21 protein-coding genes and 1 tRNA gene are annotated in these 24,071 nt (G+C 61.8%); 14 read left to right on the forward strand and 8 right to left on the reverse strand.

The genetic code is table 11. The features are described 5' to 3' along the window. Positions 1-15 precede the first annotated feature (15 nt). The 3 genes from ACP7AL_RS20395 to tgt all read left to right on the forward strand — a co-directional run bounded on the left by ACP7AL_RS20395 (position 16) and on the right by tgt (position 2,776). Positions 16-483, forward strand: a complete 468-nt coding sequence (locus tag ACP7AL_RS20395) for a peptidylprolyl isomerase (RefSeq protein WP_006020639.1) — start codon at positions 16-18, stop codon at positions 481-483. A 67-nt stretch (positions 484-550) separates the two neighbouring features. Then, positions 551-1,627, forward strand: a complete 1,077-nt coding sequence (gene queA, locus ACP7AL_RS20400; RefSeq protein WP_425993798.1) for a tRNA preQ1(34) S-adenosylmethionine ribosyltransferase-isomerase QueA — start codon at positions 551-553, stop codon at positions 1,625-1,627. 15 nt (positions 1,628-1,642) lie between these two features. Further along, entirely contained in the window at positions 1,643-2,776 is a 1,134-nt protein-coding gene (gene tgt, locus ACP7AL_RS20405; RefSeq protein ID WP_425993800.1) for a tRNA guanosine(34) transglycosylase Tgt, read from the forward strand. Between the two features lie 18 nt (positions 2,777-2,794). Here tgt and ACP7AL_RS20410 read toward each other — a convergent pair whose 3' ends face one another. Beyond that, positions 2,795-3,016: a hypothetical protein gene (locus ACP7AL_RS20410; RefSeq protein ID WP_425994449.1), complete on the reverse strand. Its 222-nt coding sequence runs from the start codon at positions 3,014-3,016 to the stop codon at positions 2,795-2,797. Between the two features lie 228 nt (positions 3,017-3,244). On the opposite strand from ACP7AL_RS20410, the gene cysK reads away from it, so the two are divergent. Beyond that, a complete protein-coding gene (gene cysK / locus ACP7AL_RS20415; RefSeq protein WP_425993802.1) occupies positions 3,245-4,228 on the forward strand; it encodes a cysteine synthase A in 984 nt (327 codons plus the stop codon). A gap of 1 nt (position 4,229) precedes the next feature. Next, positions 4,230-4,475 (forward strand): BrnA antitoxin family protein, encoded by a 246-nt coding sequence (locus ACP7AL_RS20420; RefSeq protein ID WP_006020635.1) that lies wholly within the window; start codon positions 4,230-4,232, stop codon positions 4,473-4,475. On the opposite strand, the gene ACP7AL_RS20425 is transcribed toward ACP7AL_RS20420, so the two are convergent. Further along, positions 4,476-5,405, reverse strand: coding sequence for a glycine/sarcosine/betaine reductase selenoprotein B family protein (locus tag ACP7AL_RS20425; protein WP_425993804.1), 930 nt, complete (start codon positions 5,403-5,405; stop codon positions 4,476-4,478). Between the two features lie 111 nt (positions 5,406-5,516). Here ACP7AL_RS20425 and ACP7AL_RS20430 point away from each other — a divergent pair, with 111 nt between their 5' ends. Then, positions 5,517-5,690, forward strand: a complete 174-nt coding sequence (locus ACP7AL_RS20430) for a hypothetical protein (RefSeq protein ID WP_425993806.1) — start codon at positions 5,517-5,519, stop codon at positions 5,688-5,690. Positions 5,691-5,722: 32 nt separating this feature from the next. Here ACP7AL_RS20430 and ACP7AL_RS20435 read toward each other — a convergent pair whose 3' ends face one another. After that, positions 5,723-5,974, reverse strand: coding sequence for a hypothetical protein (locus ACP7AL_RS20435; RefSeq protein ID WP_006020632.1), 252 nt, complete (start codon positions 5,972-5,974; stop codon positions 5,723-5,725). A gap of 171 nt (positions 5,975-6,145) precedes the next feature. Here ACP7AL_RS20435 and ACP7AL_RS20440 point away from each other — a divergent pair. Together ACP7AL_RS20440 and ACP7AL_RS20445 are read left to right on the forward strand one after the other, a co-directional pair. Then, positions 6,146-6,221 (forward strand) — tRNA-Lys (locus ACP7AL_RS20440). A 105-nt stretch (positions 6,222-6,326) separates the two neighbouring features. Next, positions 6,327-6,512: a hypothetical protein gene (locus tag ACP7AL_RS20445; protein WP_425993808.1), complete on the forward strand. Its 186-nt coding sequence runs from the start codon at positions 6,327-6,329 to the stop codon at positions 6,510-6,512. Positions 6,513-6,578: 66 nt separating this feature from the next. Here ACP7AL_RS20445 and ACP7AL_RS20450 read toward each other — a convergent pair whose 3' ends face one another. Both ACP7AL_RS20450 and ACP7AL_RS20455 read right to left on the reverse strand, forming a co-directional pair. Then, complete coding sequence (locus tag ACP7AL_RS20450; protein ID WP_425993810.1) at positions 6,579-9,266, reverse strand: glycosyltransferase; 2,688 nt, start codon at positions 9,264-9,266, stop codon at positions 6,579-6,581. Between the two features lie 200 nt (positions 9,267-9,466). Beyond that, positions 9,467-10,021, reverse strand: a complete 555-nt coding sequence (locus tag ACP7AL_RS20455; RefSeq protein WP_024919309.1) for a hypothetical protein — start codon at positions 10,019-10,021, stop codon at positions 9,467-9,469. A 343-nt stretch (positions 10,022-10,364) separates the two neighbouring features. Here ACP7AL_RS20455 and ACP7AL_RS20460 point away from each other — a divergent pair, with 343 nt between their 5' ends. Continuing rightward, positions 10,365-11,900, forward strand: a complete 1,536-nt coding sequence (locus ACP7AL_RS20460; protein WP_425993812.1) for a beta-(1-6) glucans synthase — start codon at positions 10,365-10,367, stop codon at positions 11,898-11,900. Here ACP7AL_RS20460 and ACP7AL_RS20465 read toward each other — a convergent pair. Further along, positions 11,860-12,240 (reverse strand): hypothetical protein, encoded by a 381-nt coding sequence (locus tag ACP7AL_RS20465; RefSeq protein WP_006020626.1) that lies wholly within the window; start codon positions 12,238-12,240, stop codon positions 11,860-11,862. The two genes, ACP7AL_RS20460 and ACP7AL_RS20465, sit on opposite strands and share 41 nt — an antisense overlap. 60 nt (positions 12,241-12,300) lie before the next feature. Further along, on the reverse strand, positions 12,301-13,422 hold the full coding sequence (locus ACP7AL_RS20470) for a hypothetical protein (RefSeq protein WP_425993814.1): 1,122 nt from the start codon (positions 13,420-13,422) through the stop codon (positions 12,301-12,303). Positions 13,423-13,583: 161 nt separating this feature from the next. On the opposite strand from ACP7AL_RS20470, the gene glmU reads away from it, so the two are divergent. The 3 genes from glmU (at position 13,584) to ACP7AL_RS20485 (ending at position 17,803) form a co-directional block, all read left to right on the forward strand. Beyond that, positions 13,584-14,945: a bifunctional UDP-N-acetylglucosamine diphosphorylase/glucosamine-1-phosphate N-acetyltransferase GlmU gene (glmU, locus tag ACP7AL_RS20475; protein WP_425993816.1), complete on the forward strand. Its 1,362-nt coding sequence runs from the start codon at positions 13,584-13,586 to the stop codon at positions 14,943-14,945. A gap of 131 nt (positions 14,946-15,076) precedes the next feature. After that, positions 15,077-16,903 (forward strand): glutamine--fructose-6-phosphate transaminase (isomerizing), encoded by a 1,827-nt coding sequence (gene glmS, locus ACP7AL_RS20480; RefSeq protein WP_425993818.1) that lies wholly within the window; start codon positions 15,077-15,079, stop codon positions 16,901-16,903. A gap of 123 nt (positions 16,904-17,026) precedes the next feature. Continuing rightward, entirely contained in the window at positions 17,027-17,803 is a 777-nt protein-coding gene (locus tag ACP7AL_RS20485) for a DUF502 domain-containing protein (RefSeq protein ID WP_425993820.1), read from the forward strand. On the opposite strand, the gene recG is transcribed toward ACP7AL_RS20485, so the two are convergent. Continuing rightward, positions 17,800-19,908: an ATP-dependent DNA helicase RecG gene (recG, locus tag ACP7AL_RS20490; RefSeq protein ID WP_425993822.1), complete on the reverse strand. Its 2,109-nt coding sequence runs from the start codon at positions 19,906-19,908 to the stop codon at positions 17,800-17,802. The two genes, ACP7AL_RS20485 and recG, sit on opposite strands and share 4 nt — an antisense overlap. Positions 19,909-20,181: 273 nt before the next feature. Between recG and ACP7AL_RS20495 the strand changes: the two genes are divergently transcribed. Both ACP7AL_RS20495 and mfd read left to right on the forward strand, forming a co-directional pair. Next, positions 20,182-20,472: a succinate dehydrogenase assembly factor 2 gene (locus ACP7AL_RS20495; RefSeq protein ID WP_024919302.1), complete on the forward strand. Its 291-nt coding sequence runs from the start codon at positions 20,182-20,184 to the stop codon at positions 20,470-20,472. Continuing rightward, on the forward strand, positions 20,469-23,984 hold the full coding sequence (gene mfd, locus ACP7AL_RS20500) for a transcription-repair coupling factor (RefSeq protein ID WP_425993824.1): 3,516 nt from the start codon (positions 20,469-20,471) through the stop codon (positions 23,982-23,984). The genes ACP7AL_RS20495 and mfd overlap by 4 nt, the downstream gene beginning before the upstream one ends. Positions 23,985-24,071 lie beyond the last annotated feature (87 nt).

The following is a 24,071-nucleotide window of genomic DNA, read 5'->3' on the forward strand; positions in this document are numbered from 1 at the left end:
TGCAAAGGAAACATCATGGCAGACAAAGAAAACACATTGATCCTGGAAACGACGCAGGGACCGGTCACGATTGAGATGCGTCCAGATCTCGCGCCGGGTCATGTCGAGCATATCAAGAAGCTCGTCCGCGAAGGCTTCTACGATGGCATCGTCTTTCACCGGGTGATCGAGGGCTTCATGGCGCAAACAGGCTGTCCGCAGGGCACCGGCACCGGTGGATCGAAGTATCCGAACCTCAAGGCCGAATTCAATGCGGAACCGCATGTGCGTGGCACGGCATCCATGGCACGCGCGGCCAATCCCGATTCGGCCAACTCGCAGTTTTTCATCTGCTTCGACGATGCACGTTTCCTCGACAAGCAGTACACTGTGTGGGGCAAGGTGACGTCAGGCATGGAAAACGTCGACAAGATCAAGCGCGGCGAGCCTGTGCAAAATCCGGACAAGATCGTCAAGGCTCATATCGCGGCTGACGCCGCCTGATTGACGCTATAGTCTGCCTTTGCGGATGGATGGCCGGGCATGTCCCGGCCATCGACATTTGAGCATCATGCGTACTGATCTTTTCGACTTCGAACTCCCGGAAGGCAATATCGCGCTGCGGCCTGTCAGCCCGCGCGATGCGGCGCGCATGCTCGTGGTGAAGCCGGGTCAGCCGCTGACGGATTCCACTGTTTCCGATTTGCCGTTGTTTCTTCAGCCCGGCGATCAACTCGTGGTCAACGACACCAAGGTCATCCCGGCACAACTGACCGGCCGCCGCATCGGTCGTGAAACTGAGCCGAAGATCGAAGCGACGCTCATCAAGCGGCTCGACGGATCACGCTGGCAGGCACTGGTGAAACCGGCAAAAAAACTTACCGCTGGTGACGCTATCCGCTTCGGCAACGAGGGCCGTGTTTGTCTGCTCGGAAATCTCGATGCCGAAGTTGAGAGCAAGGGCGAGAACGGCGAGGTGACGCTGGCATTCTCGTTTCACGGCCCGATCCTGGATCAGGCCATTGCCGACGTCGGCGCGCCGCCGTTGCCGCCCTATATCGCCTCGCGCCGGACGCCGGACGAACGCGATGCAGCGGACTATCAGACCATGTTTGCCGTCAGCGAGGGCGCGGTTGCCGCGCCCACCGCTGGACTGCACTTTACACCGGCGCTTGAGGCGGCTTTGCGGGATCGCGGCATCGGACTGAATTGTGTGACACTGCATGTCGGGGCAGGAACGTTCCTTCCGGTTAAGGCAGACGACACGGCTGGCCACAAGATGCATTCCGAATGGGGCACGGTGTCCAGTGAGACCGCCGCCGCACTTAACCAGGCCCGCGCCAAGGGTGGCCGTATCGTCGCCGTCGGGACGACATCGTTGCGGCTGCTGGAAAGCGCTGCTGCGGATGACGGCACTATCCAGCCGTTCTCCGATGACACCGCGATTTTCATCACGCCCGGCTATCGCTTCAAGGCCGTGGACATTCTGATGACCAACTTTCACCTGCCGCGGTCGACGCTATTCATGCTTGTTTCGGCCTTCAGCGGGCTGGAGACCATGCAGAAAGCCTATGCTCATGCCATAGAGACCGGCTATCGCTTCTATTCATATGGCGATGCGTCCCTGTTGTTCCGCAAATCAACCTGACCGATAAACTCGCTCATGAGTGTTCCCAATCATTTCAAGCTTCTCGGCCGCGACGGCGAGGCGCGGACCGGCGAACTCACCACCCCGCATGGGGTTGTGCGCACGCCTGCATTCATGCCTGTCGGCACGGCCGGTGCCATGAAGGGCATCCACTGGCGTGACATTCGCGAAACTGGGGCCGATATCGTCCTTGGCAACACCTATCATCTGATGCTGCGGCCGGGCGCGGAGCGCATCGCCGCGCTTGGCGGATTGCAGGCATTCACCACATGGAATGGCCCGATGCTCACCGACTCCGGTGGCTTCCAGGTCATGTCGCTCGCCAAGATTCGCAAAGTTACCGAGCATGCCGTGACGTTCAGTTCGCACATCGACGGTACCAAGGTGGAGCTGTCGCCAGAGCGCGCGATCGAAGTGCAGCGGCTGCTGGGGTCCGACATTGCGATGCAACTCGATGAATGCGTCAGGCTTCCGGCAGAACGCACCGAAATCGAACGTGCGATGCAATTATCGATCCGCTGGGCAGAGCGCAGCAAGCGGGCGTTCGAAACTGCACCTCCCGGCTACATGTTGTTCGGTATCGCGCAAGGCGGAGACGTTCCGGAATTGCGTCGTGAAAGCACCCGCGCACTGATCGACATCGGCTTCCATGGCTACGCCGTCGGCGGTCTCGCCGTGGGAGAGCCGCAGGAGGTCATGCTGGCGATGATCGAGGAGGTCGCGCCACTCCTGCCGCAGGAGCGTCCGCGCTATCTGATGGGCGTCGGGACACCGGACGATATGCTGGAGGCTGTCGCCCGCGGCATCGACATGTTCGACTGCGTGATGCCGACGCGGAACGGCCGTCACGGTCATGTCTTCACGCGCCATGGCGTTATCAATCTGCGAAATGCCCGCCACGCCGACGATCCCCGTCCGCTGGACGAGGAAAGCGGCTGGCGTTCGACGCGTGGCTATTCACGGGCTTACTTGCACCATCTCGTGAAGTCCGAGGAGGCGCTGGGCGCGATGCTGTTGTCCGAGATCAACGTCGCGTACTATCAAAGCCTGATGAGCGGCGCCCGCGCCGCAATTGCTGCCGGGACGTTCGACGATTACCGCGCATCGGTTCGTGCAGGATGGGCGCGGGGCGATATCGCGCCGCGCTAAGCCAAGCAGGTCTGCGACTTAGTTGCAGACGATTTTCGTTGAGTGCGTTGAGTGCTTCGTGACGAAGCCGTATCCGCAATTGTCGCAAGTCCAGAGGTAGCTGATGACGTTATCAGCCAGGAACGCGGATGCTTCTGCGGCAACCATCGAGTCCGCGCAGATCGTGCAAATGGGCCGGTCTGTGATCCGAGGGGGCAGGAGTGACGGTGTGGTCGACAGAAGTTCAGCAAGTGCTGGCATCGTGACCTCCCTTCCGGGTTCGAGCTCGCGCAGAATATACTCATGCAAGTTTGAAGTTGTCGCAACACAAATACGTTCTTTTTGCGAAATACTGTTTTTGCAACGCAATGCATGCCGGCAGACGATTGCTCTTGCACGCGCGGTCGCGACCGCCATTAATGGCGGAAGCCTTTCGTTTTGCGCAGCTTTCTCCCATGGTGCGCACGGATCGATTCAGGAGGACCGGGCATGGATACCAAGTCAAACCCAACTGCTTCACAGACACGTCAGCCCGGGCGCGGACGAATCTACGACAGCATCGTTGATGCATTCGGCGATACGCCGATCGTTCGGCTTCACCGTCTGCCGGAACAGAACGGAGTAAAGGCGAAAGTTCTCGCCAAACTTGAATATTTCAATCCCGCCGCGAGCGTGAAGGACCGCATTGGTGCGGCGATGATCATCGCGATGGAAAACGCCGGCGTCATCAATCCGGACACCGTACTGATCGAGCCGACATCCGGCAACACGGGCATCGCGCTTGCGTTCGTCGCCGCGTCGCGCGGCTACAGGCTGAAGCTCGTGATGCCGGAATCGATGTCGATCGAGCGGCGCAAAATGCTGGCGTTTCTGGGCGCCGAAATTGTCCTGACGCCGGCGGCACAAGGCATGAAAGGTGCGATTGCAACTGCGGAAGATCTGGTCCGTAACACGCCCAACTCGGTGATGCCGCAGCAATTCAAGAACCTGGCCAATCCCGAAGTTCACCGCCGCACGACGGCCGAAGAAATCTGGAACGACACCAACGGAGATATTGACGTATTCGTGGCCGGCGTTGGCACGGGCGGCACGATCACCGGCGTCGGGCAGGTTCTGAAGCCGCGCAAACCATCCCTGCGCATTGTTGCCGTCGAGCCCGTGGAAAGTCCGGTGCTGTCGGGCGGCCAGCATTCGCCGCACAAGATTCAGGGCATTGGCGCCGGCTTTGTGCCGGATATTCTCGATCGGTCCGTGATCGACGAGATCGTCAAGGTCGATAGCGCGACAGCGATTGCGACTTCGCGCGCACTCGCACGTGTGGAAGGCATTCCGGGCGGCATCTCGTCGGGCGCAGCTATTGCGGCAGCGCTCGAACTCGGCAAGCGGCCGGAAAATGCCGGCAAGACCATTCTCGCGGTCATCCCGTCATTCTCGGAGCGCTATTTGTCCACGGCGTTGTTTGAAGGAATTTGAAATGGCATCTCCTCCGCGGCGGCCCCGCACGCTCAGTGACGCAAAAACCGAAGCCGAGGCGGCGTTCAAATCCGTCACTGCCAAGGTGCCGGAAGCCGTTCCAAGGAAAGCTGCCATCCCCGGTGTGAAGGAGCTTGTCTCGATCAGGATCGATCAGGACGTCCTTGAGCATTTCCAGGAAGGCGGTCCCGGCTGGCAGGACCGCATCAATGCCGCGTTGAGGAAGGCGGCAGGGATGTCCGACTGATCACGCCACGCGATTGACACGCGCGGCTTCTTTCTGCGCATCGAAATCGCGTCGCCGCCGGGCAAGCTCTTCCGGCGACATCCGCTCGACATTGTTGTAGTCGAGCTTCCACGAAGCATCTGCCCTCCAGCGCAGCGGTGACTGAACCGTCGTCTGCGGACTTGGTGCGCTTTCAAGCACCTTCAGCGCCAGTTCCAGCGTAAATGCCTGCGACGCCACATCGTGCGGCTTGCCGGCGGAATTGCCGAGCGGAAAATCGCTGAACAGGAACCGCGGTACGGCTGCGTGCTCGACGATGTCCTTGGCGCAGCCCATCACCACGGTTGCAATTCCATTGGCCTCGAGGTGCCGAGCCACCAGCGCCGTGGTCTGGTGACACACGGGACAATTTGGGACCAGCACGACGGCATCGACGTCGTCGGCCTTGCACCGCGCCAGGATTTCCGGGGCGTCGATCTCAATCGTCACCCGGTGGCTGCGATTGGTCGGCGCGCCGAAGAAGCGGGGGGCGATCGCGCCAATCCGGCCTTCGCGGGCAAGCCGATGCATCTGTGCCAGCGGAAACCATGAGTTCATGTCGGTCGCGGACGTGTGCGCGCGGTCGTAGGCGACGTGAGAGATCCGCAGGTCGTGCTGCTTCGCGCTGTCGCCATCGTAGACCTGATAGAATTTCGCGCTGCCGTTGTAGGCCGCGCCCGGTCCCTGATCGCCTTTCGTGGGGTCGAAGCGGGCCGCCGTGGTGACGATGGCCACCCGCGACTGCGCCAGCGGTTTTGTCAGCGGCTGAAAGGGAGCGGCGACATTGTGCGCCCAGCGATAGGGAGTGTCGTACCCGATGGCGAGGTAGTAGTCGCGCGTCCGCTGCATGTACGGCACGGGCACATCGAACTCCTGGACGACGTCCTCGGGGGCCGCAGGCGAATCCGTCATGGCGCATGTCCTCGAAATGTGACGAAGTAGGCGTAGCAGATGCGACTCGCCTCAGCCATATTCAAGGGAACCATGCCGGTCATACCGGCAATGCGGGTAAGGAAACCAGCGATGGCCGGAAAGCAGAAAAGGGGCGATGCCGCCGATGCGGGTAAGGTGAAAAAACGCCCGGACCCCACCAAGAATGCGCCGTTCAAGGTCGATCCCGAAAGCGACGACTTTGCGACGCCGAGGATTGATCTCAGCGAGGACGAACTGAAAGAGCAGGAAGACCGCAGATCCTGACGGATATGGGCTGTGAAAGCGTAGGGCCCGGGTTACAGGCTGCTCAGATCCGTCGGGACGTTGCCAAAGGTCTTCAGCACCATGGCATCCTTGAAATCACCTGTCATCGGATCGCCCGAGCGGGTGAAGGCGACTGCGCCGATAATGCCGGAGGTGCGAGACAACGTTTCGGCACGCCGAATCGCTGTGGATGCGCTTTGGAATTCCTCGGCGGTTCCCGTCACGACGGAGCCTTCATCGTCTTCGCTGAACGGAAGGGCAACATAGTAGGAGATATCGGCCATCGGACTTTCCGGCTGTGATAGGCGGAGATTGTGTTCCCTCTTTGTTCTATTGTCAATGGCTATCCTCGGGGTGGAATCTCGAACCCAAGGTCGGCGAATTCCACAGCCTGAACAAGGATGCCGGGGCGCACTTGACCCACATCCACCCGCCACCTACACACCGCGACACGTGAGCGCGTAGCTCAGGCGGTAGAGCACGTGACTTTTAATCATGGGGTCGAGGGTTCGAGTCCCTCCGCGCTCACCATGACATCCATGTCAAACCGCATCCCTGCGGTTACAATCCGCGAAGATTCGCATTGTTGCGGGTCGCGAACCTTTTGGGTGCGAGCAGCACAAAGGGCAAACGAGAATGTATGTCGTCGCCGGTATCCTGGTTGCCCTGTCCGGGCTCTTCTACGCAGCCGATCACGGTCAGATCGGTAGCCTTGGAAAAACCATGTGCAACTACGGGGAAACGTTTTGCCGGCATCCCGTCTACGTTTTGGTCGGGGCGGGAATAGCCGCGGCATGGGGCACATTCGTCAGCATCAAGTAAGCCGACGCAATCTGTTTCTGTTGCCCTCGGTCGCCCGCCTGAAGCGAACGAACCCCATGCCAGCCATCACTTGATATCCGAGCGGACGTCCGATGTGACCGGCTGTTGAACCGTCATGTTCGTCGGCGTCGTTTCCCGGCGAAGACCGATCAACTCGGCGGCGCGCACCGTTGACGAACTCCAGAAGCCAAAGGCGTTGATCCGCGAGTTCTCAAGGATTGCGATCGCGACAGCCGACAGGAACGGCAGGCTCTGGAGCACAAGCACGCCGGCAAAGATGTTGATCTCGCGAACTTCCTTCTGGTTGAACGCAACCAGCACGATAGCGCCGATGATGAGGAGGATGCCGATCACGGCCTCCCAGAAGGCCTGGAATTCCACCGACATCCGCGACAGGCCGCCCTTCGAGGTGCGGGCGAAGGGGAGATGGTCGGTTATCAGGCCGTTGGCGACGGCGCGCGACACGGTCCATTGCACCGACATCGCCGCCACCATTGCACCGAGCATCTGGCCGACCTTTACGGGTACGCGCAGCCTGTAGAGCGTCAGGAAGTGGGCTAGCGACACGATGAACGCTGCAATGATCGGCAGGGTCAGGATCTTGTCGGGAATGGCGATGTCGGCGAACGAAACGATCGGTACCCAGATCAGATTGAGGATCGCAACGACCACGCCGAGACTTTCCGCGCCGAGCCAGTTCAGCCAGCCGAGTGCGAACTCGCGCTTTTGATCGGGTGAAAGCCGGCTCGCATTGGGAAGAAACCGCCGCCAGTGCTTTTTGACGATCTGGAAGCCGCCATAGGCCCAGCGGTGGCGTTGTTTCTTGAAGGCCTCGTAGGTGTCCGGCAGCAGGCCGTATCCATACCGCCTGTTGGTGTAGTGGGTGATCCAGCCGTGTTCGATCACGGCGAGGCCCAGATCCGTATCCTCGCAGATCGTATCGCCGGCCCAACCGCCCGCCATGTCCATCGCCGCGCGGCGGATCAGACACATCGTGCCATGGACGATGATGGCGTTGGCTTCGTTCCGCTGCACCATGCCAATGTCGAAGAAACCGGCGTATTCGCCGTTCATGATGTAGTGCATCAGCGAGCGGTCGCCGTCGCGATGGTCCTGCGGGGCCTGCACGAGACCCACGCGCGGGTCGGCGAAAGCCGGGACCAGATCCTTGAGCCAATCCGGCGTGACCACATAGTCGGCATCGATGATGCCGATGATTTCGGCGTCGGCGGCGGTGCGCGCCATCGCGATCTTCAGCGCGCCGGCCTTGAAGCCCTCGACCTTCTCGGCGTTGATAAAGATGAATCGTTCGCCGAGTGCGCGGCAATGGTCCTGGATCGGCTGCCAGAAGGCCGGGTCAGGCGTGTTATTGATGATCACCACGCATTCGAAATTCGGGTAATCGAGGCGAGAGACCGCATCGAGCGTCAGCTTCAGCATCTCCGGCGGCTCGAAATACGCCGGGATGTGAATAGAGACCTTTGGCGCGTAGCCTTCAGAGGGCGAGGGTACAGCTTCAGAGATAAGGCGCATTGGCTTGCGTCCGAACGCGATGGTCGCAATCTCCTCGATCCGGGCCATCGCGATCAGGACCAGCGGCACCAGCAGGATGAGACCCAGCGTCAGCGCAAAGGCAGACCCGAAGACGAAGTAGTGCGTGTTCCAGTAGGCGAACACGGTTGCGAACCACGCGCCGACGCCATTGGCCGCAGCGGCCAGCATGATGGACTGCATCACCGTCGGATGTGCCAGACGCAGAATCGGTAATGACAGCAGCACACCGATCAGCAGGGCAATGCCTGCTATTTTCCAGTAGTCCGGATCGACGATGGGACCGGTCCAGGCGAACTTCGGTTCGCGTGAAGCATTAAGAACGCCCCAGTAGGGTCCAACGCCGCCTTCGAAAAACTTCCACGGCTGGTCGATCGCTTCGACGATGTTGTAGTCCATGCCGATCGCATCGGCGCGGGTGACGAAGTTCCGCAGCACGGATGCCTGTTCAAATGGGCCAGGGTTGGCATTCTTGAGGTTGTAGCCGGCGCTCGGCCAGCCGAATTCGGCGATCACGATACGCTTGCCAGGGAAGGTATCCCGCAGCAGGCCATAGATATACATGGCCTGATCGACAGCCTGCCTGTCGGTGAAATTTTCCCAGTACGGCAGGATATGTGCGGCGATGAAATCGACGGACGACGCGAGCGATGGGCGGCCCTCTTGGGCTGCCAGTTCGAGATCGTCTCGCCAGATGTTCCAGATTTCACCAGTCGTAACTGGAACATTAGTCTGTCTCTTAACGCGCTGGATTAGCTCGATCAGGTCAGCGGCCTTTTGTTCGCCGCGGTAGATCGTTTCGTTGCCGACAACAATGCCGATGACGTTGCTGTTTCGTTTGGCGAGATCCAGGGCGGCGGCGATTTCGCGTTCGTTTCGCTCCGCGTTCTTGTCAATCCAGGCGCCGACCGTGACCTTGAGGCCGAATTCGGCGGCAATCGGGGGAACCAGCTCAACGCCGCCCGTCGACGAGTACAGGCGGATGGCCTTGGTCATCGTCGCGAGTTTCTTGAGGTCCGCGCGGATTTTTTCCTTGTTCGGAATGTTGTCGACGTCCGGGTGCCCCGCGCCTTCGAACGGGGCGTAGGACAAGCTGGGCAACATTCCGTTGAAATCGGGTGCCTTCTGCTCATCCCTCAGGAGGCCCCAGATGGCCGCGTGGACAGCAGTAACGCAGAGGAGGACAGCAACGATGGCGCGCATCAAGGAAAACCATACGGGGCCAAACGTGGCAGGATCGCGAACCTGTCCCCTCGGTTCGTCAGCGTTAATGGCAGCTTATCTATGCTGCGCGGCTTAACAACTCATACGGCGACATGGCCTTTTGAGGGCGTAGCCGAGACCGAATGAATACCCAATGAATGCGGGAGCGGTTCGTTCCTGTTCCGCCAGCGCTTTGGCACTTACTTGGCAGGTGTTGCAGGTGTCGGCGCCGCCGGAGCGGGTACTGGCGGTGTCGCTGCCGCAGGGGCCGGTGGCGGCGGTGGCGCGGCTGCTGCTTGCGGCTGGGAAGCCGGATTGATCCAGCAGGCGTGCACGCGGCCGTTGAGGGTCTCGGCCACCTTGGGATCGATCGTGGCGCCGAACCGCACGACACAGCGGAAAGTCGCCTGGATGTGCCCGCCGGGGCAGCCGAAGCGTTCGTACAGGTCAAGATGGCGGAAGGCCGTATCGAGATCGTCGCGCCACATCAGCCCGACCACCCGCCGTCCCAGCCAGACGCATTCGGGATTGCCGGCGGGGCCGTTGATTGCCTGGGCCGCCTCGACGAACTCGTCGGCCTTGCGCTTGCTTTCCTTGGCTGCGTCAGCGGGAGCCGCCTGTTTAGGGGCCGTGTCCTGAGCCCGGAGGTCGCCGCTTTGAGCGATTGCGGCTCCGATCCCGACAAACAAAGCGAGGGCCGGAACGGCCACTCGCTGAAAAACCGCAACTCGAAACCCGGTACGAACCCGAAGCATGAAATCCCCGATTGATGGCGTGCCAGCCGGCCGCTCGCCGCGCCTGCACAGGTGCCCTGCTAATGCGGCAGAAGATTGCCTCTACCGCAACTGCCTGATTCACATGAAGGACATTTACGTTTTTGTCCAGCAAGGCGGAAGTTTGATGGCCTTGTGGTAAAGGCGTGCGACGAGAAGACCGGGGGTAGCCGCGCGCTGGGGTCTTGGCAGACCGGCGCGGACCGGTTATCGACGTGCCTCCTGGAGGACGGAACCCATTTCGCTTCGTACGCCCCTGGCCCTTCTGGTCATATCCCTGAGCGCTATTGCTGCAATTTGGTGGTGGTTAGCCACGCCAATCGTTTTGGCGCGCGCGCCGATCGACCCTGCGGCCAAGCTGGAATGCGTCTCCTATGCACCATTCCGGGATGGTCAGAATCCTTTGCAGCCGGGGTTGGTGATCTCGCCGGAGCAGATGACGCAGGACCTCGCGCAACTGGCCAAGGTTACCGATTGCGTCCGCACCTATTCGGTCGGCAACGGCCTCGACAGGGTCCCGGAGCTCGCCGAAAAGGCCGGGCTCAAGGTGATGCTCGGGATCTGGATCGGCACCAACCGAATCGACAATCGCGCGCAGATGGAAACAGCCATCGCGCTCGCCAAGAAATATCCAGGCGTGATCAGCGCGGTCATTGTCGGTAACGAGGTGCTCCTGCGCGGCGAAATGACCGCAGCCGACCTGACGGCTAATATCCGCTACGTAAAATCGAAAGTCGGTACGATCCAGGTCACCTATGCCGACGTCTGGGAGTTCTGGCTCAAGAACCGCGACGTCTATGACGCCGTCGATTTCGTCACGATTCACATCCTGCCGTACTGGGAGGACTTCCCGATTCGCGCGCGTCATGCGGCGAACCACGTGGACGTAATCCGTAAGCGGATGGCGGTCGCATTTCCGAACAAGGAAATCCTGATCGGCGAAACTGGCTGGCCAAGCGCGGGCCGCATGCGCGAAGGCGCGCTGCCGTCGCGGGCCAATCAAGCCCGTGTGGTCTCTGAAATCCTCCAGCTTGCTCGTCAGGAAAAATTCCGGGTCAACCTGATCGAGGCCTATGACCAGCCTTGGAAGCGGATGTGGGAGGGCACTGTCGGAGGTCACTGGGGTCTGTTCGACGCTGCCGGCGGCCGAGATCTTAAATATCCAGCGGGCGAGCCGATCACCAACTTCCCGCGTGCAAAGATCTACGCCGGCGCAGGCATGGTTTTCTCGGCGCTCGTGTTTGGTGTGGCGCTGCTGACGCTGCGCCGCAGGCCGTGGTCACCGCATTTGAGTTCGTGGGTCACGGTGGCGATCTGTGCCACTGCGGGCGGTGCGCTCCTGGGCGTGGCGTACGACAAGCTGATCGTCGAAAGCCTCGGCATCGGCGGATGGACCGTCGGCATCCTGCTGTTCGGCGCCGCGGTGTTGTCGCCGCTGGTCGTCGCCAATACTGTGATGTACGGGCGCAGCCTTCCGACATTCATGGAGCTTGTCGGGCCGCGGGAATACCGCACCGGTTCACGCATGCAGACCATTCTTGGAATCGTGCTGCTGATCACGACGGTGCTCGCCACTCAGACCGCGCTCGGATTCGTGTTCGACCCGCGCTATCGCGATTTTCAGTTTGCGGCACTGACAATGGCCGTTGTGCCGTTTGTGCTGCTGACGGCGCTTAACAGGCCGGCAAAGGGCACGCGCCCGATTACCGAGTCTGTTTTTGCGGGCGCGCTGGCGCTCTCGGCGGTCTATATCGGGTTCAACGAGGGACCGGCGAACTGGCAGTCGCTCTGGACATGCGGATTGTATCTGCTTCTGGCGCTTACGCTGTCGCGGGCGCGGGTCGCGCAAATCCAAGAATAAGCAGCGCGATCGCGACGCCCGACAAACCGATATTGTAGAGCACGATGCCGAAACACGCGGCGATCAGCCCGGCGGTAAGGGTGACGATCGACGGCCGGATGAAGTGCAAGGTGGCAATCACCAGCGCGGCTATTCCGAAAACATAGTTCTTGAACAGATAGGTCATCGTCAGTCGGGTCTTGCACAACATGGTCTGCAGACCAGCCTCGCATTCGAGCCGAACCTGCGCAAACTCGATGGCCATGTAACGCAGATAGAGTGCGTATCCGATGGTGAGAAATCCCACGATCAGGATCCATTGCACCTGGTAGGGGGTCAGTCTGAACGGCTCTTTTTTCATGCGCCGAATATGGTTCGGAACGGATTGCGACACAACCCGAATGGCACAAAAGTTGATCGGTTATTTGTTACCGAAGAAGGAGCTGAAGGCCGACGTCTTGGGCCGTTCTTCAGCAACGGGCTCGCTGCGCTGCCTGCTTCGCCGCTTCGAACGATAACCCTGGCCTTCAGGCTTCTTTGCCTCCGGCTGCTTTTCGCTGAACATGCTGAGGCGTTGACCTTCGTACACGGTGGTCTCGCAGGCGCGGTTGCTCTCGGTGAGCACGCCCGCACAGACTTTCGCAGCTTCCGCGGCATCTGACAGCGGTCCGGCAACAAGCCGCAGTTGCATTCCCAAACCGTCGTGACGTTCTTTCACCACGATGATCGGTTGCAGCGATGCGAGTTGTTGCAGATTGCCCTTGATCACACCGCGCCAAAGAGCGCGCAGACCCTCGATCGAATTCGCGCCGCCGAGGTCTACGCCAAACTCCGTCTTCCGCACGATCGCTGCTGGTGGCGTTTCAACCGCCGCCGGGTTCTGCGGGGCGATAGCCGCCGTCAGGGTCGGAGCGGGAGGTTGATCGGCCGTGGACGTTTCGGCTTTCTGCTCAACCGGTTTGGCGGGCGGAGAGGTTGCTGCCGGGGCGGTGGCGACCGGCGCGATCTTGGGAAGCTGGGTGACGGATTCGGCTTTCGCCTCCGTTGGTTTGACCGGACCGATGGGATCAGCCTCGGTCGCCTGTGGGAGGGACGTCTGTGCGGGAGCTGAGGCCGCAGGTGATGCCGGTTGCGTTGCAGGTGGTAAGGAAGCCGCTGGCCGTGCCAGCGCGCCAGTCACCGAGTCCAGACCCTGTTCGAGCATCGTCAAGCGCGCATACAGGCGATCCCGATCGCCGTTGAGCGTATCGACCGCCGCTGCAAGTTCGCGCGCCTTGTTCTGGCTTTCCTTTGCGATCCACTGAACCTGCTGGGATTGCCGGGCGAGTTCGGCGGATGCCAATTGATCGCGGTTCATCGCTGCCGGTGACCGCGTCGCGAGGATCGCAACGATCAGCGCTCCGACCGTGCCGACGCCCCAGGACGCCAGACGCCACATCGAAGGTCCGCCGAATTCGTCCTCTTCCGCGAGAAAGCGATTGATCCAGCCGGCACCGTCATCGTCCGTCAGATCATCGCGGAATTGGTTGCGATCCTTGGCCATGGGACTGTCGGGCCCTCCCGCGGCCCTGCGAATCATTGTGTAAAGATTAACAGAAGCTAGGGTTTGTGCGCGCGGTGGGCGTGTCCAAAACACTTTTGTCCCTCGGTGCTCTCGGGTAAGACGACGCCGGCGCGACTTCGCGTGCGGTACAGGAAAAGCGCATGTCCGGCAGAACAACCCTTACGATCGTACTTGCAGCCGGCGAGGGCACGCGAATGCGCTCCAGCCTGCCGAAGGTGCTGCATCCGATCGCGGGACAGCCGCTGATCGCGCATGTGCTTGCGGCCGCGCCGGGCGGCAAGAACGATACGATTGCGGTCGTTGTCGGCCCTGACCACCAGGCGGTGGTCGATGAGATCAAGCGTTCACGCCCCGAGGCCAAAACCTTTGTGCAGCGGGAGCGGCTCGGTACCGCCCACGCGGTGCTCGCGGCGCGGGAAGCCATTGCATATGGAGCGGACGACATCCTGGTCGCTTTCGGCGACACACCGCTGATCGATGCAGTGACATTCGAGCGCTTGCGGACCGCGTTGAAGGACGGCGCAGCAATGGCGGTACTCGGCTTTCGTGCCGCCGATCCGACTGGTTATGGACGATTGCTGGTAGAGGATGGACAACTGGTTGCGATCCGCGAGCAGGCCGATGCCAGCGAAGCCGAACGCGCCGTCACCCTTTGTAACGCAGGCGTCATGGCTTTTGCGGGCAGCACTGCACTGAAGATTCTGGATCGCATCGGCAATGGCAATAGCAAGGGCGAGTACTATCTGACCGATGCGGTGACGATCGTGCGGGAGCTCGGTCTGCGCGCCGCCGTGATCGAAACCGGTGAGGACGAAGTGCGCGGAATCAACACCAAGGCCCAGCTTGCCGAAGCGGAACAGGTGATGCAGCAGCGGCTGCGGCGGGCGGCACTGGATGCCGGCGTCACCCTCATCGCACCTGAGACGGTTTTCCTGTCGGCGGATACAACGTTCGGCAAGGATGTCACCATCGAGCCGTTCGTTGTCATTGGCCCGGGCGTTGCGATCGACGATGGGGCGGTCATCCATTCGTTCTCGAACATCGTCGGCGCGCGCGTCGGCAAGGGCGCATCTGTCGGTCCTTACGCGCGGCTGCGGCCAGGCACGGTGCTGGGCGAAGGTGTTCGCATCGGCAACTTCGTCGAGACCAAGGCCGCGGATCTTGAGGCCGGGGTGAAGGTTAATCACCTGACCTATATCGGCGATACCCATATCGGCCAGAATGCCAACATCGGCGCGGGCACGATCACCTGCAACTACGACGGGTTCGACAAGCACCGCACCGAGATCGGTGCGGGGGCTTTTGTCGGCTCAAACTCGTCGCTGGTGGCGCCGGTGAAGATCGGCGCGGGCGCCTTTATCGGATCGGGTTCGGTCATCACCAAGGATGTGCCGGACGATTCGCTGGCCATCGAACGCAGCGATCAGACCGTTCGTGAGGGCTGGGCAAAGCGCTTCCGGGACATGAAAATGCTCAATCGGAAGCCGAAAAGCCCGAAGTAGGGCGATTCCGTTTACCGGACTGATTTCGTTAACGGTTTACCCTGTCTCAATCCGCAACAATTGTTGAGGCAGAACCGTGTTATTCCTCGGTACATAAGGCCGCATTGGGGCGGCTGGAGATCACAAACCGCATGTGCGGAATTGTCGGAATTCTTGGACGTGGGCCGGTTGCGGAGCAACTGGTCGATTCCCTCAAGCGGCTTGAATATCGCGGATACGACTCCGCGGGCGTCGCGACGCTGGAAGGCATCCAGCTCGATCGCCGCCGTGCGAAGGGCAAGCTGAAGAATCTGGAAGCGGTGCTGAAGACCTCGCCACTGGCGGGGCACATCGGCATCGGACATACGCGCTGGGCCACGCACGGCAAGCCGACCGAGAATAACGCGCATCCGCATGCGACCGACAACGTCGCCGTGGTTCACAACGGCATCATCGAGAATTTCCGCGACCTGCGCACGCAACTCGAAGCGCAGGGTGCGAAGTTTTCCAGCGAGACCGATACCGAGGTCGTCGCGCATCTGGTCAGTTCGTACCTCGCCAAGGGTTTGTCTCCGGTGGATGCCGTGAAGGCGACGCTTCCGCAGTTGCACGGCGCATTCGCGCTGGCTTTCATCTTCAAGGGCGAAGAAAATCTGATGATCGGCGCCCGCAAGGGCTCGCCGCTCGCGGTTGGCTACGGCGACGGCGAGATGTACCTTGGCTCGGACGCCATCGCACTCGGTCCGTTCACCGACACTATCAGCTATCTCGATGACGGCGACTGGGTCGTTCTCTCCCGTGCCGATGCGACCGTGTATGACGACAAGAACGCCGTGGTCGAACGCGAGATCGTCAAGCACAACACCGCATCCGCGCTGGTGGACAAGGCGAACTACCGCCACTTCATGGCGAAGGAAATTCACGAGCAGCCCGAAGTCGTCGGCCACACGCTGGCGCACTATGTCGACATGGCCACCGAGAAGGTGTCGATGCCGGTCAAGCTGCCGTTCGATTTCAAGGACATTCAGCGGGTGTCGATCACGGCCTGCGGCACGGCAAGCTATGCGGGCTTCGTTGCCAAGTACTGGTTCGAGCGCCTCGCGCGGCTGCCGGTCGAACTCGATGTCGCTTCCGAGTTTCGCTACCGCGAAGCGCCGCTGCGCAAGGGCGATCTTGCGATCTTCATTTCGCAGTCCGGCGAAACCGCCGACACGCTGGCTGCGCTGCGTTACGCCAAGTCGCAAGGCCTTCACACCATCTCGATCGTCAACGTGCCGACATCGACCATCGCGCGCGAAAGCGAGACCGCGCTGCCGACGCTGGCCGGACCTGAAATCGGTGTCGCCTCCACAAAAGCCTTTACGTGTCAGCTTGCCGCGCTTGCGGCGCTGGTGATTGCTGCGGGCAAGGCGCGCGGCGAACTCTCCGAGACCGATGAAACCAAACTCGTCCACGCGCTGATTGAAGTGCCGCGCCTGATGACGCAGGCGCTCGCCCTCGAGCCGCAGATCGAAAAGCTCGCCCGCGACATCGCCAAGAGCCAAGACGTGCTCTATCTCGGCCGCGGCACCAACTACCCGCTGGCGCTGGAAGGCGCGCTCAAGCTCAAGGAAATCTCCTACATTCACGCCGAAGGCTACGCCGCCGGCGAACTCAAGCACGGCCCGATCGCGCTGATCGACGAGAAGATGCCCGTGGTCGTGATCGCGCCTTACGATCGCGTATTCGAGAAGACGGTCTCGAACATGCAGGAGGTCGCGGCGCGGGGCGGCCGGATCATCCTGATGACCGACGCGCAGGGCGCGAAGAATGCGACCGTGGACTCGCTGGTGACGATCATCCTGCCGGACATGCCGGCCACTGTGACGCCGCTGGTCTACGCCATTCCGGTGCAACTGCTGGCCTATCACACCGCTGTGGTGATGGGCACGGATGTCGACCAGCCCCGGAACCTCGCGAAGTCGGTGACTGTCGAATAGGCAACCGATCAGACAATCGGTCGCAACGCGAGCCGGTTGCACCGGGAAAAGTCTGATACAGTGCTGTCGCAATGATTTGCGATGGTGTTCCACCATTCTGGATGAAGATGGCTCGGTTTTGCGATGAATGAGACTTCGCCCAACATGCTTCCGGGAGGCCTTCCGCCCGTGCCGCCGCCAGACGTGCCGCGTGGTGCCATGGCGCGGCTGCGCCGCTATTTTCTGACCGGCTTGATCATCGCCGGCCCGATCGCGATCACGATATATCTGATCTGGTGGTTCGTAACCTGGGTGGACGGGATCGTGCGGCCGTTTGTGCCGGTTGCGTACCGTCCGGAGACCTATTTGCCGTTCGGCCTGCCGGGCTATGGCCTGATCGTCGCGTTCTTTGCGCTGACCTTTCTCGGATTTCTCGCCGCCAACCTGATCGGGCGAACGCTGGTCGAATTCGGCGAGGGGCTGCTCGGCCGCATGCCGGTGGTGCGCGCGATCTATCGCGGCCTCAAGCAGGTGTTCGAAACGCTGTTCTCAGGGAACGGCTCCAGCTTCCGCAAGGTCGGTCTGGTGGAATTCCCGTCGCCGGGCATGTGGTCGATCGTGCTGATCTCCCAGCCGCCAAGTGTGGAGATCGCGAACAAGCTTCCGCAGAACGATGAGTTCATTTCGGTGTTTCTGCCTTGCGCGCCGAACCCGACCACCGGCTTCTTCTTCTACGTTCCGAAGTCGAAGCTGATCGAAGTCGACATGAGCACCGATGCTGCTGCGACGTTGATTATGTCGGCGGGCGTGGTGCAACCGGGCAGCGACGCGCAGAAGAAGGTCAACGCGCTGGCCGAGATGGCTAATGCCGCGCGCGTGGCGACGGCATCGCAAACACCGGACCCGGCGAAGGTCGACTAACCCGCGCCGATCAACGGCAATGCTTCGTCGCGTTCATAGAGGTACAGCAGGCATCGCAGCGCTTCACCGCGCTCGCCCTTGAGCTTCGGGTTATCCTGCATGATCCGCACCGCCTCGTCGCGCGCCTGTGCGATCAATTGCGCGTGGACTTCGGGCCGCGCGATCCGATAACCGGGCAGGCCGCTCTGCCGCGTGCCGAGCACTTCGCCTTCGCCGCGCAGGCGCAGATCTTCCTCGGCGATGCGGAAACCGTCCGTGGTCTCGCGGATCACCTTGAGCCGGGCGCCGGACATTTCCGTCAGCGGTTCATGATAGAGCAGGATGCAGGTCGAGGCTTCCGAGCCTCGGCCGATACGCCCGCGCAACTGATGAAGTTGCGCCAGCCCGAAGCGCTCGGCGTTCTCGATCACCATGATGGTTGCCTGCGGGACATCGACGCCGACTTCGACCACCGTTGTCGCCACCAGAAGCTGGATTTCACCGGCTGCGAACTGCGCCATGACGCGATCCTTGTCGGCGCCTTTCATCTGGCCGTGCACCAGCCCGACGCGATCGCCGAACCGCTTTTGCAAACTCTCGAACCGTTGCGTTGCGTTGGTGAGGTGATCGTGGCCTTCCGCCTCGGATTCCTCGACCAGCGGACAGATCCAGTAGGCGCGTTTGCCCGACTCCAGGGCGCGGTCGAGGCCATCGACGACTTCGCGAATGCGGCTCTTGGCGACCGCGCGGGTGTCGATCGGCTGGCGGCCTGCGGGCTTCTCGCGTAGTTCCGAAATATCCATGTCGCCGAAGTAGGTGAGCACCAGCGTGCGCGGGATCGGCGTGGCGCTCAGCACCAGCACGTCGACGGCATCGCCTTTCTCGGTGAGCGCCAGACGCTCGCGCACACCGAAACGATGCTGTTCATCGACCACGGCGAGCGCCAGATCCTTGAAGATCACGTCGTCCTGGATCAGCGCATGGGTGCCGACCAGCAGATCGATCTCGCCGTCCGCAAGTCCGGCGATGATCTCGCGCCGTTCCTTGCCTTTCTCGCGCCCCGTGAGAATAGCGACGCGTAGTCCGGCCCGCTCCGCCAACGGAGCAATGGTCTTGATGTGTTGCCGCGCAAGGATTTCCGTCGGCGCCATCAGCGCCGCCTGCTTGCCGGTTTCCGCCACGGCAGCGGCAGCAAGCAGCGCGACGACGGTTTTGCCGGAGCCGACATCGCCTTGCAGCAGACGCAACATGCGGACCGGCTGGTTGAGATCGCTGGCAATGGCTTTCGCCGCTTCCTGCTGCGAACTGGTCAGCGCGTAGGGCAGGGCATCGATGATCTTGTGGCGCAGGTGTCCGTCGCCGGCATTGCGCACGCCGGCAGGACGGCGAAGCTGCGCACGCACCAGCGCCAGCGCGAGTTGTCCCGCGAGCAGTTCGTCGAACGCGAGCCGTGACCAGAACTGGTTCTGCGGCAGGATGTCGGTAAGTTCTACAGGCTCGTGAACACGGTGCAGCGCTTCTGCGATCGGCGGAAACTTGCAGCGGCGGAGCACTTCGGGACTGATCCACTCCGGCAGGTCGGGCAGTTTTTGCAGCGCCTGCGCCATGGCGCGGCGGATCGAGCCGATGGCGAGGCCTTCGGTCAGCGGATACACCGTGTCGATCTGCGGCAGTTTGGCGAGGCCTTCCTCGTCCACCACCCGGTCGGGATGCACGATCTGCAAGGTGCCGTCGAACATCTGCGCGGTGCCGGACACGAAACGCTTCTCGCCCTTCGGCAGCAGCTTCTCGATGTATTCGGGCTTTGCGCGGAAGTAGGTCAGCACCACGTCGCCAGTCTCGTCGCTGGCGTAGACCAGATGCGGCGCGCGCGAGCGGCCGGGCGGCGCGGGGCGGTGACGATCGATGGTAACTTCCAGCGTCACCACGGTTCCAGGAACAGCTTCGGCGATGGTCGGCCGCGTGCGGCGGTCGATCACATTGGTCGGCAGATGCAGCAGCAGATCCACCAGCCGCGGTGTCTCGCTGCGGTCAAGCAGATAGCGAAACAGCTTGTCCTGCTTCGGCCCCACGCCTGTAAGGCTCGTGACCGGCGCGAACAGGGGATTGAGCAGGGACGGGCGCATTAAAGAACCTAAAGCGGAATTTCAGTCCGAATCGCCGCCCCACGTCATTGCGAGCGAAGCGAAGCAATCCAGATTCCCTTGTATCATACATGAAGAACTGGATTGCTTCGTCGCAAGAGCTCCTCGCAATGACGGCCACGAGGGCCCGCCGCCCCGCTATGACGTCCAAGCGCAACACGCACGCGCAGGAAATTACTGACAGCATCAATTCTGACAGCTATATCAGCCTCCCCGGCACCGTCCGGGCTTTTTGCGTTGGAGAAAGTGACGGACATGACGGGAACGACACGATCGAGCGATGGCCTCGATGATCGGCGCAAGCGGCTGCTGTTTCGCTGCTGGCATCGCGGCACGCGCGAGATGGATATGATCCTCGGCGGCTTCGCCGATGCCCGGATTGCCGATCTGAGCGACGGGGACATTGCCGATCTCGAACGTCTGATCGAACTGCCCGATCCCGATCTGTATGCGGCGTTCAGCGGCAGCCAGTCGCTGCCGGGGGACTATGCAAACGGCATCTTCGTGCGCATCAAGCAGTTCCTCGACGCAGGCCAGCGCTCATGAAGTCACCGACGCGATCGCCCGCGCAACTGCTTCGCGCCGGCCACGCGCTGACGCTGTCGAACGTTGCCGAGGGCGCGGAAGGTCTGGTCGTCTCGGATATGGCGCGCGCGGTCGCGGCCAAGCCGAATCCGCCCGCGATCAGCCTTGCCGTGGTTTGCCGCGACGGCCCGCGCATGGCGCAACTGGCGCGCGCGCTGGAGTTTTTCGCGCCCGACCTGTCGGTGATGCAGTTTCCGGCATGGGATTGCCAGCCCTACGACCGCGTCTCGCCCCACGGCGGCATTCTGGCGCAGCGGCTGACCACGCTGGCCAGACTTTCACGCCTTCAGGGCAGCGAGAAGCCGCTGATCGTGCTGACCACGGTCAACGCCATCGTTCAGCGCGTGCCGGCGCGGGAGGTGGTCGCAGCACAGGCGCTGTCGGTCGCGCCGGGGCATCGGGTCCCGATGGACAACATCGCAGGTTGGCTCGAGCACAATGGCTACAACCGCACGTCGACGGTGCGCGAGCCGGGTGAATACGCCGTGCGTGGCGGTATCCTCGATCTGTTTCCGGCTGGGCTCGACCAGCCGGTGCGGTTCGACTTCTTCGGCGACACGCTGGAATCGATCCGCACCTTTGACGCGGAATCCCAGCGCACGCTGCTCGACATGCGCGGACTGGATCTGGTGCCGGTTTCGGAATTCCAGTTGGTCACGGAAACCATCAAGCGTTTCCGCATGGGCTATGTCGCGCAGTTCGGCGCGCCGGACCGCGACGACATGCTTTATGAGGCGGTGAGCGAAGGCCGCAGGCATCCGGGCATGGAGCACTGGCTGCCGCTGTTTCAGGAGCGGATGGACACGCTGTTCGACTATCTCGGCGCGGCGCCCATCGTGATGGAGCCGCTGGCCGAGGATGCCGCACGTGAACGCTTCACCCAGATCAACGACTATTACGAAGCGCGGCGCGAGGCGATGGACACGCCGGGTGGCGGCGCGATCTACAACCCGCTGCCGCCGGACCGGCTCTATCTCACCGAACCCGAATGGACTTCGCTGCTTGCCGATAGCTCGCTGGCGCGGCTGACACCGTTCGCGCTGCCCGAGGGGGAGGGCGTGATCGACGTCGGCGCGCGGCAGGGACGCGACTTCGCGCCGGAGCGCGGGGACAGCAAGGTCAACGTGTTCGAAGGCGTGGTGGCGCATATCAACGGCCTGCAGGCCGCGCGCAAGAAAGTCGTCGTCGCGCTGTGGTCGGAGGGGTCGCGCGACCGTATGGCGAGCATGCTCAAGGACCACAAGCTGCTCAACACCACCAGCGTCAACTCCTGGCGCGCGGTGCAGGCGACGCCACGCAACGAGACCATGCTGGCGGTGATCGGCCTCGAATCCGGCTTCGAGACCGAGAACATCGCGCTCATCACCGAGCAGGACATTCTCGGCGACAGGCTGGTGCGTCCGCGCAAGGCGAGCCGCAAACTCGACAACTTCATTTCCGAAGTGACGTCGCTGGCGACCGGCGACATCGTCGTTCACGTCGAGCACGGCATCGGACGGTTCGTCGGCTTGCAGACGCTGCAGGTGGGCGGTGCACCGCATGACTGCCTCGAACTGCACTACGCCAACGAGACCAAGCTGTTTCTCCCGGTCGAGAACATCGAACTGCTGTCGCGCTACGGCTCCGACCAGACAAATGTCGAACTGGACAAGCTCGGCGGCGGCGGATGGCAGGCGCGCAAGGCCAAGCTCAAGAACCGCATCCGCGAAATCGCGGGCGAACTGATCAAGATCGCAGCCGAGCGGCATATCCACGAGGCGCCGAAATTCCCGGTGCATCAGGGCACCTACGACGAATTTTGTGCGCGGTTCCCCTACGAGGAAACCGAGGACCAGCTCGGCGCGATCAATTCCGCGCTGCATGACCTCGATCTCGGACGTCCGATGGACCGCCTGATTTGCGGCGACGTCGGTTTCGGCAAGACGGAAGTGGCGCTGCGTGCGGCGTTTGCCGTGGCGCTGGACGGCAAGCAGGTCGCGGTCGTGGTGCCGACCACGCTGCTGGCGCGGCAGCACACCAAAACCTTCACCGAGCGCTTCAAGGGGTTCCCGGTGAACGTTGCTCAGGCCTCGCGCCTCGTCGCGCCAAAGCAGATGACGCAGGTCAAGAAGGACCTCGCCGAGGGCAAGATCGACATCATCGTCGGTACCCATGCGCTACTCGGCAAGAGCATCAAGTTCAAGGACCTCGGCCTCTTAATCGTCGACGAGGAGCAGCATTTCGGTGTGTCTCACAAGGAGCGGCTGAAGCAACTCCGCGCCGAAGTTCACGTGCTGACGCTTTCCGCAACGCCGATCCCGCGCACGCTGCAACTGGCGCTGACCGGTGTCCGCGAATTGTCGATCATCGCATCCCCGCCGGTTGATCGCCTTGCGGTGCGCACCTTCGTCGCGCCGCACGATCCGCTGATGATACGCGAGGCCTTGCTGCGTGAGCGGTATCGCGGCGGTCAGGCGTTCTATGTCGTGCCGCGCATCGAGTATCTCGCCGAAGTGAAGGACTTCCTCGACAAGCATGTGCCGGAAATGAAGGTCGCGGTTGCGCATGGCCAGATGCCGCCCACCGTGATCGAGGACATCATGTCCGCGTTCTACGACGGCAAGTACGACGTGCTGCTCTCGACGACGATCGTCGAGTCCGGTCTCGACATTCCATCCGCGAATACGCTGATCGTGCATCGCGCCGATATGTTCGGCCTTGCGCAATTGTATCAGTTGCGCGGACGCGTCGGCCGCTCCAAGCTGCGCGCCTATGCGCTGTTCACACTGCCGTCCACGCACAAGATCACCGTGCAGGCCGAACGCCGCCTCAAGGTGCTTCAGTCGCTGGACAACCTCGGCGCGGGCTTCCAGCTTGCGTCGCACGATCTCGACATTCGCGGCGCGGGCAATCTGCTCGGCGAGGAACAGTCGGGTCACATCAAGGAAGTTGGCTTCGAGCTGTATCAATCGATGCTGGAGGAGGCGATCCTGTCGCTCAAGGCCGGCATCTCCGAGCCGGTGGCGGATCGCTGGTCGCCGCAGATCACGCTCGGTATGCCGGTGCTCATTCCTGAGGACTACGTTGCGGATCTGTCAATCCGGCTGTCGCTGTATCGCCGCCTTGCGGATCTGGATACAGACGACGCGATCGAGAATTTCGGCGCGGAGCTGCGCGATCGCTTTGGTCCGCTGCCGGACGAGGTGCGCTGGCTGTTCAAGATTGCAGCGATCAAGGCCTATTGCCGCCGCGCCAATATTGAGAAGGTCGATGCCGGGCCGAAGGGCGCGGTCATTACGTTCCGCGACAACTCATTCGCGCATCCGGACCGGCTCATGTTCTTCATCAGCCGCCACGGCAAGGCCGCCAAGGTCCGCCCGGACATGAAGGTAGTGTTCTTCCAGGAGTGGGAGACGGCGGAAGAGCGCGTCGAAGGCACGACCACGATCCTGCGCGATCTCGCCAATCTGGCCGAGGGCAAGAAGGCGGCCTAGGTGGCAAAAGACAGCGCGATTTGAACGACAGCGTCATACAGTCATTGCGAGCGAAGCGAAGCAATCCATCTTTGCATAACAAAGGAA

This window comes from Afipia sp. DC4300-2b1, from assembly GCF_049895725.1.
Lineage (GTDB): Bacteria > Pseudomonadota > Alphaproteobacteria > Rhizobiales > Xanthobacteraceae > Afipia > Afipia broomeae.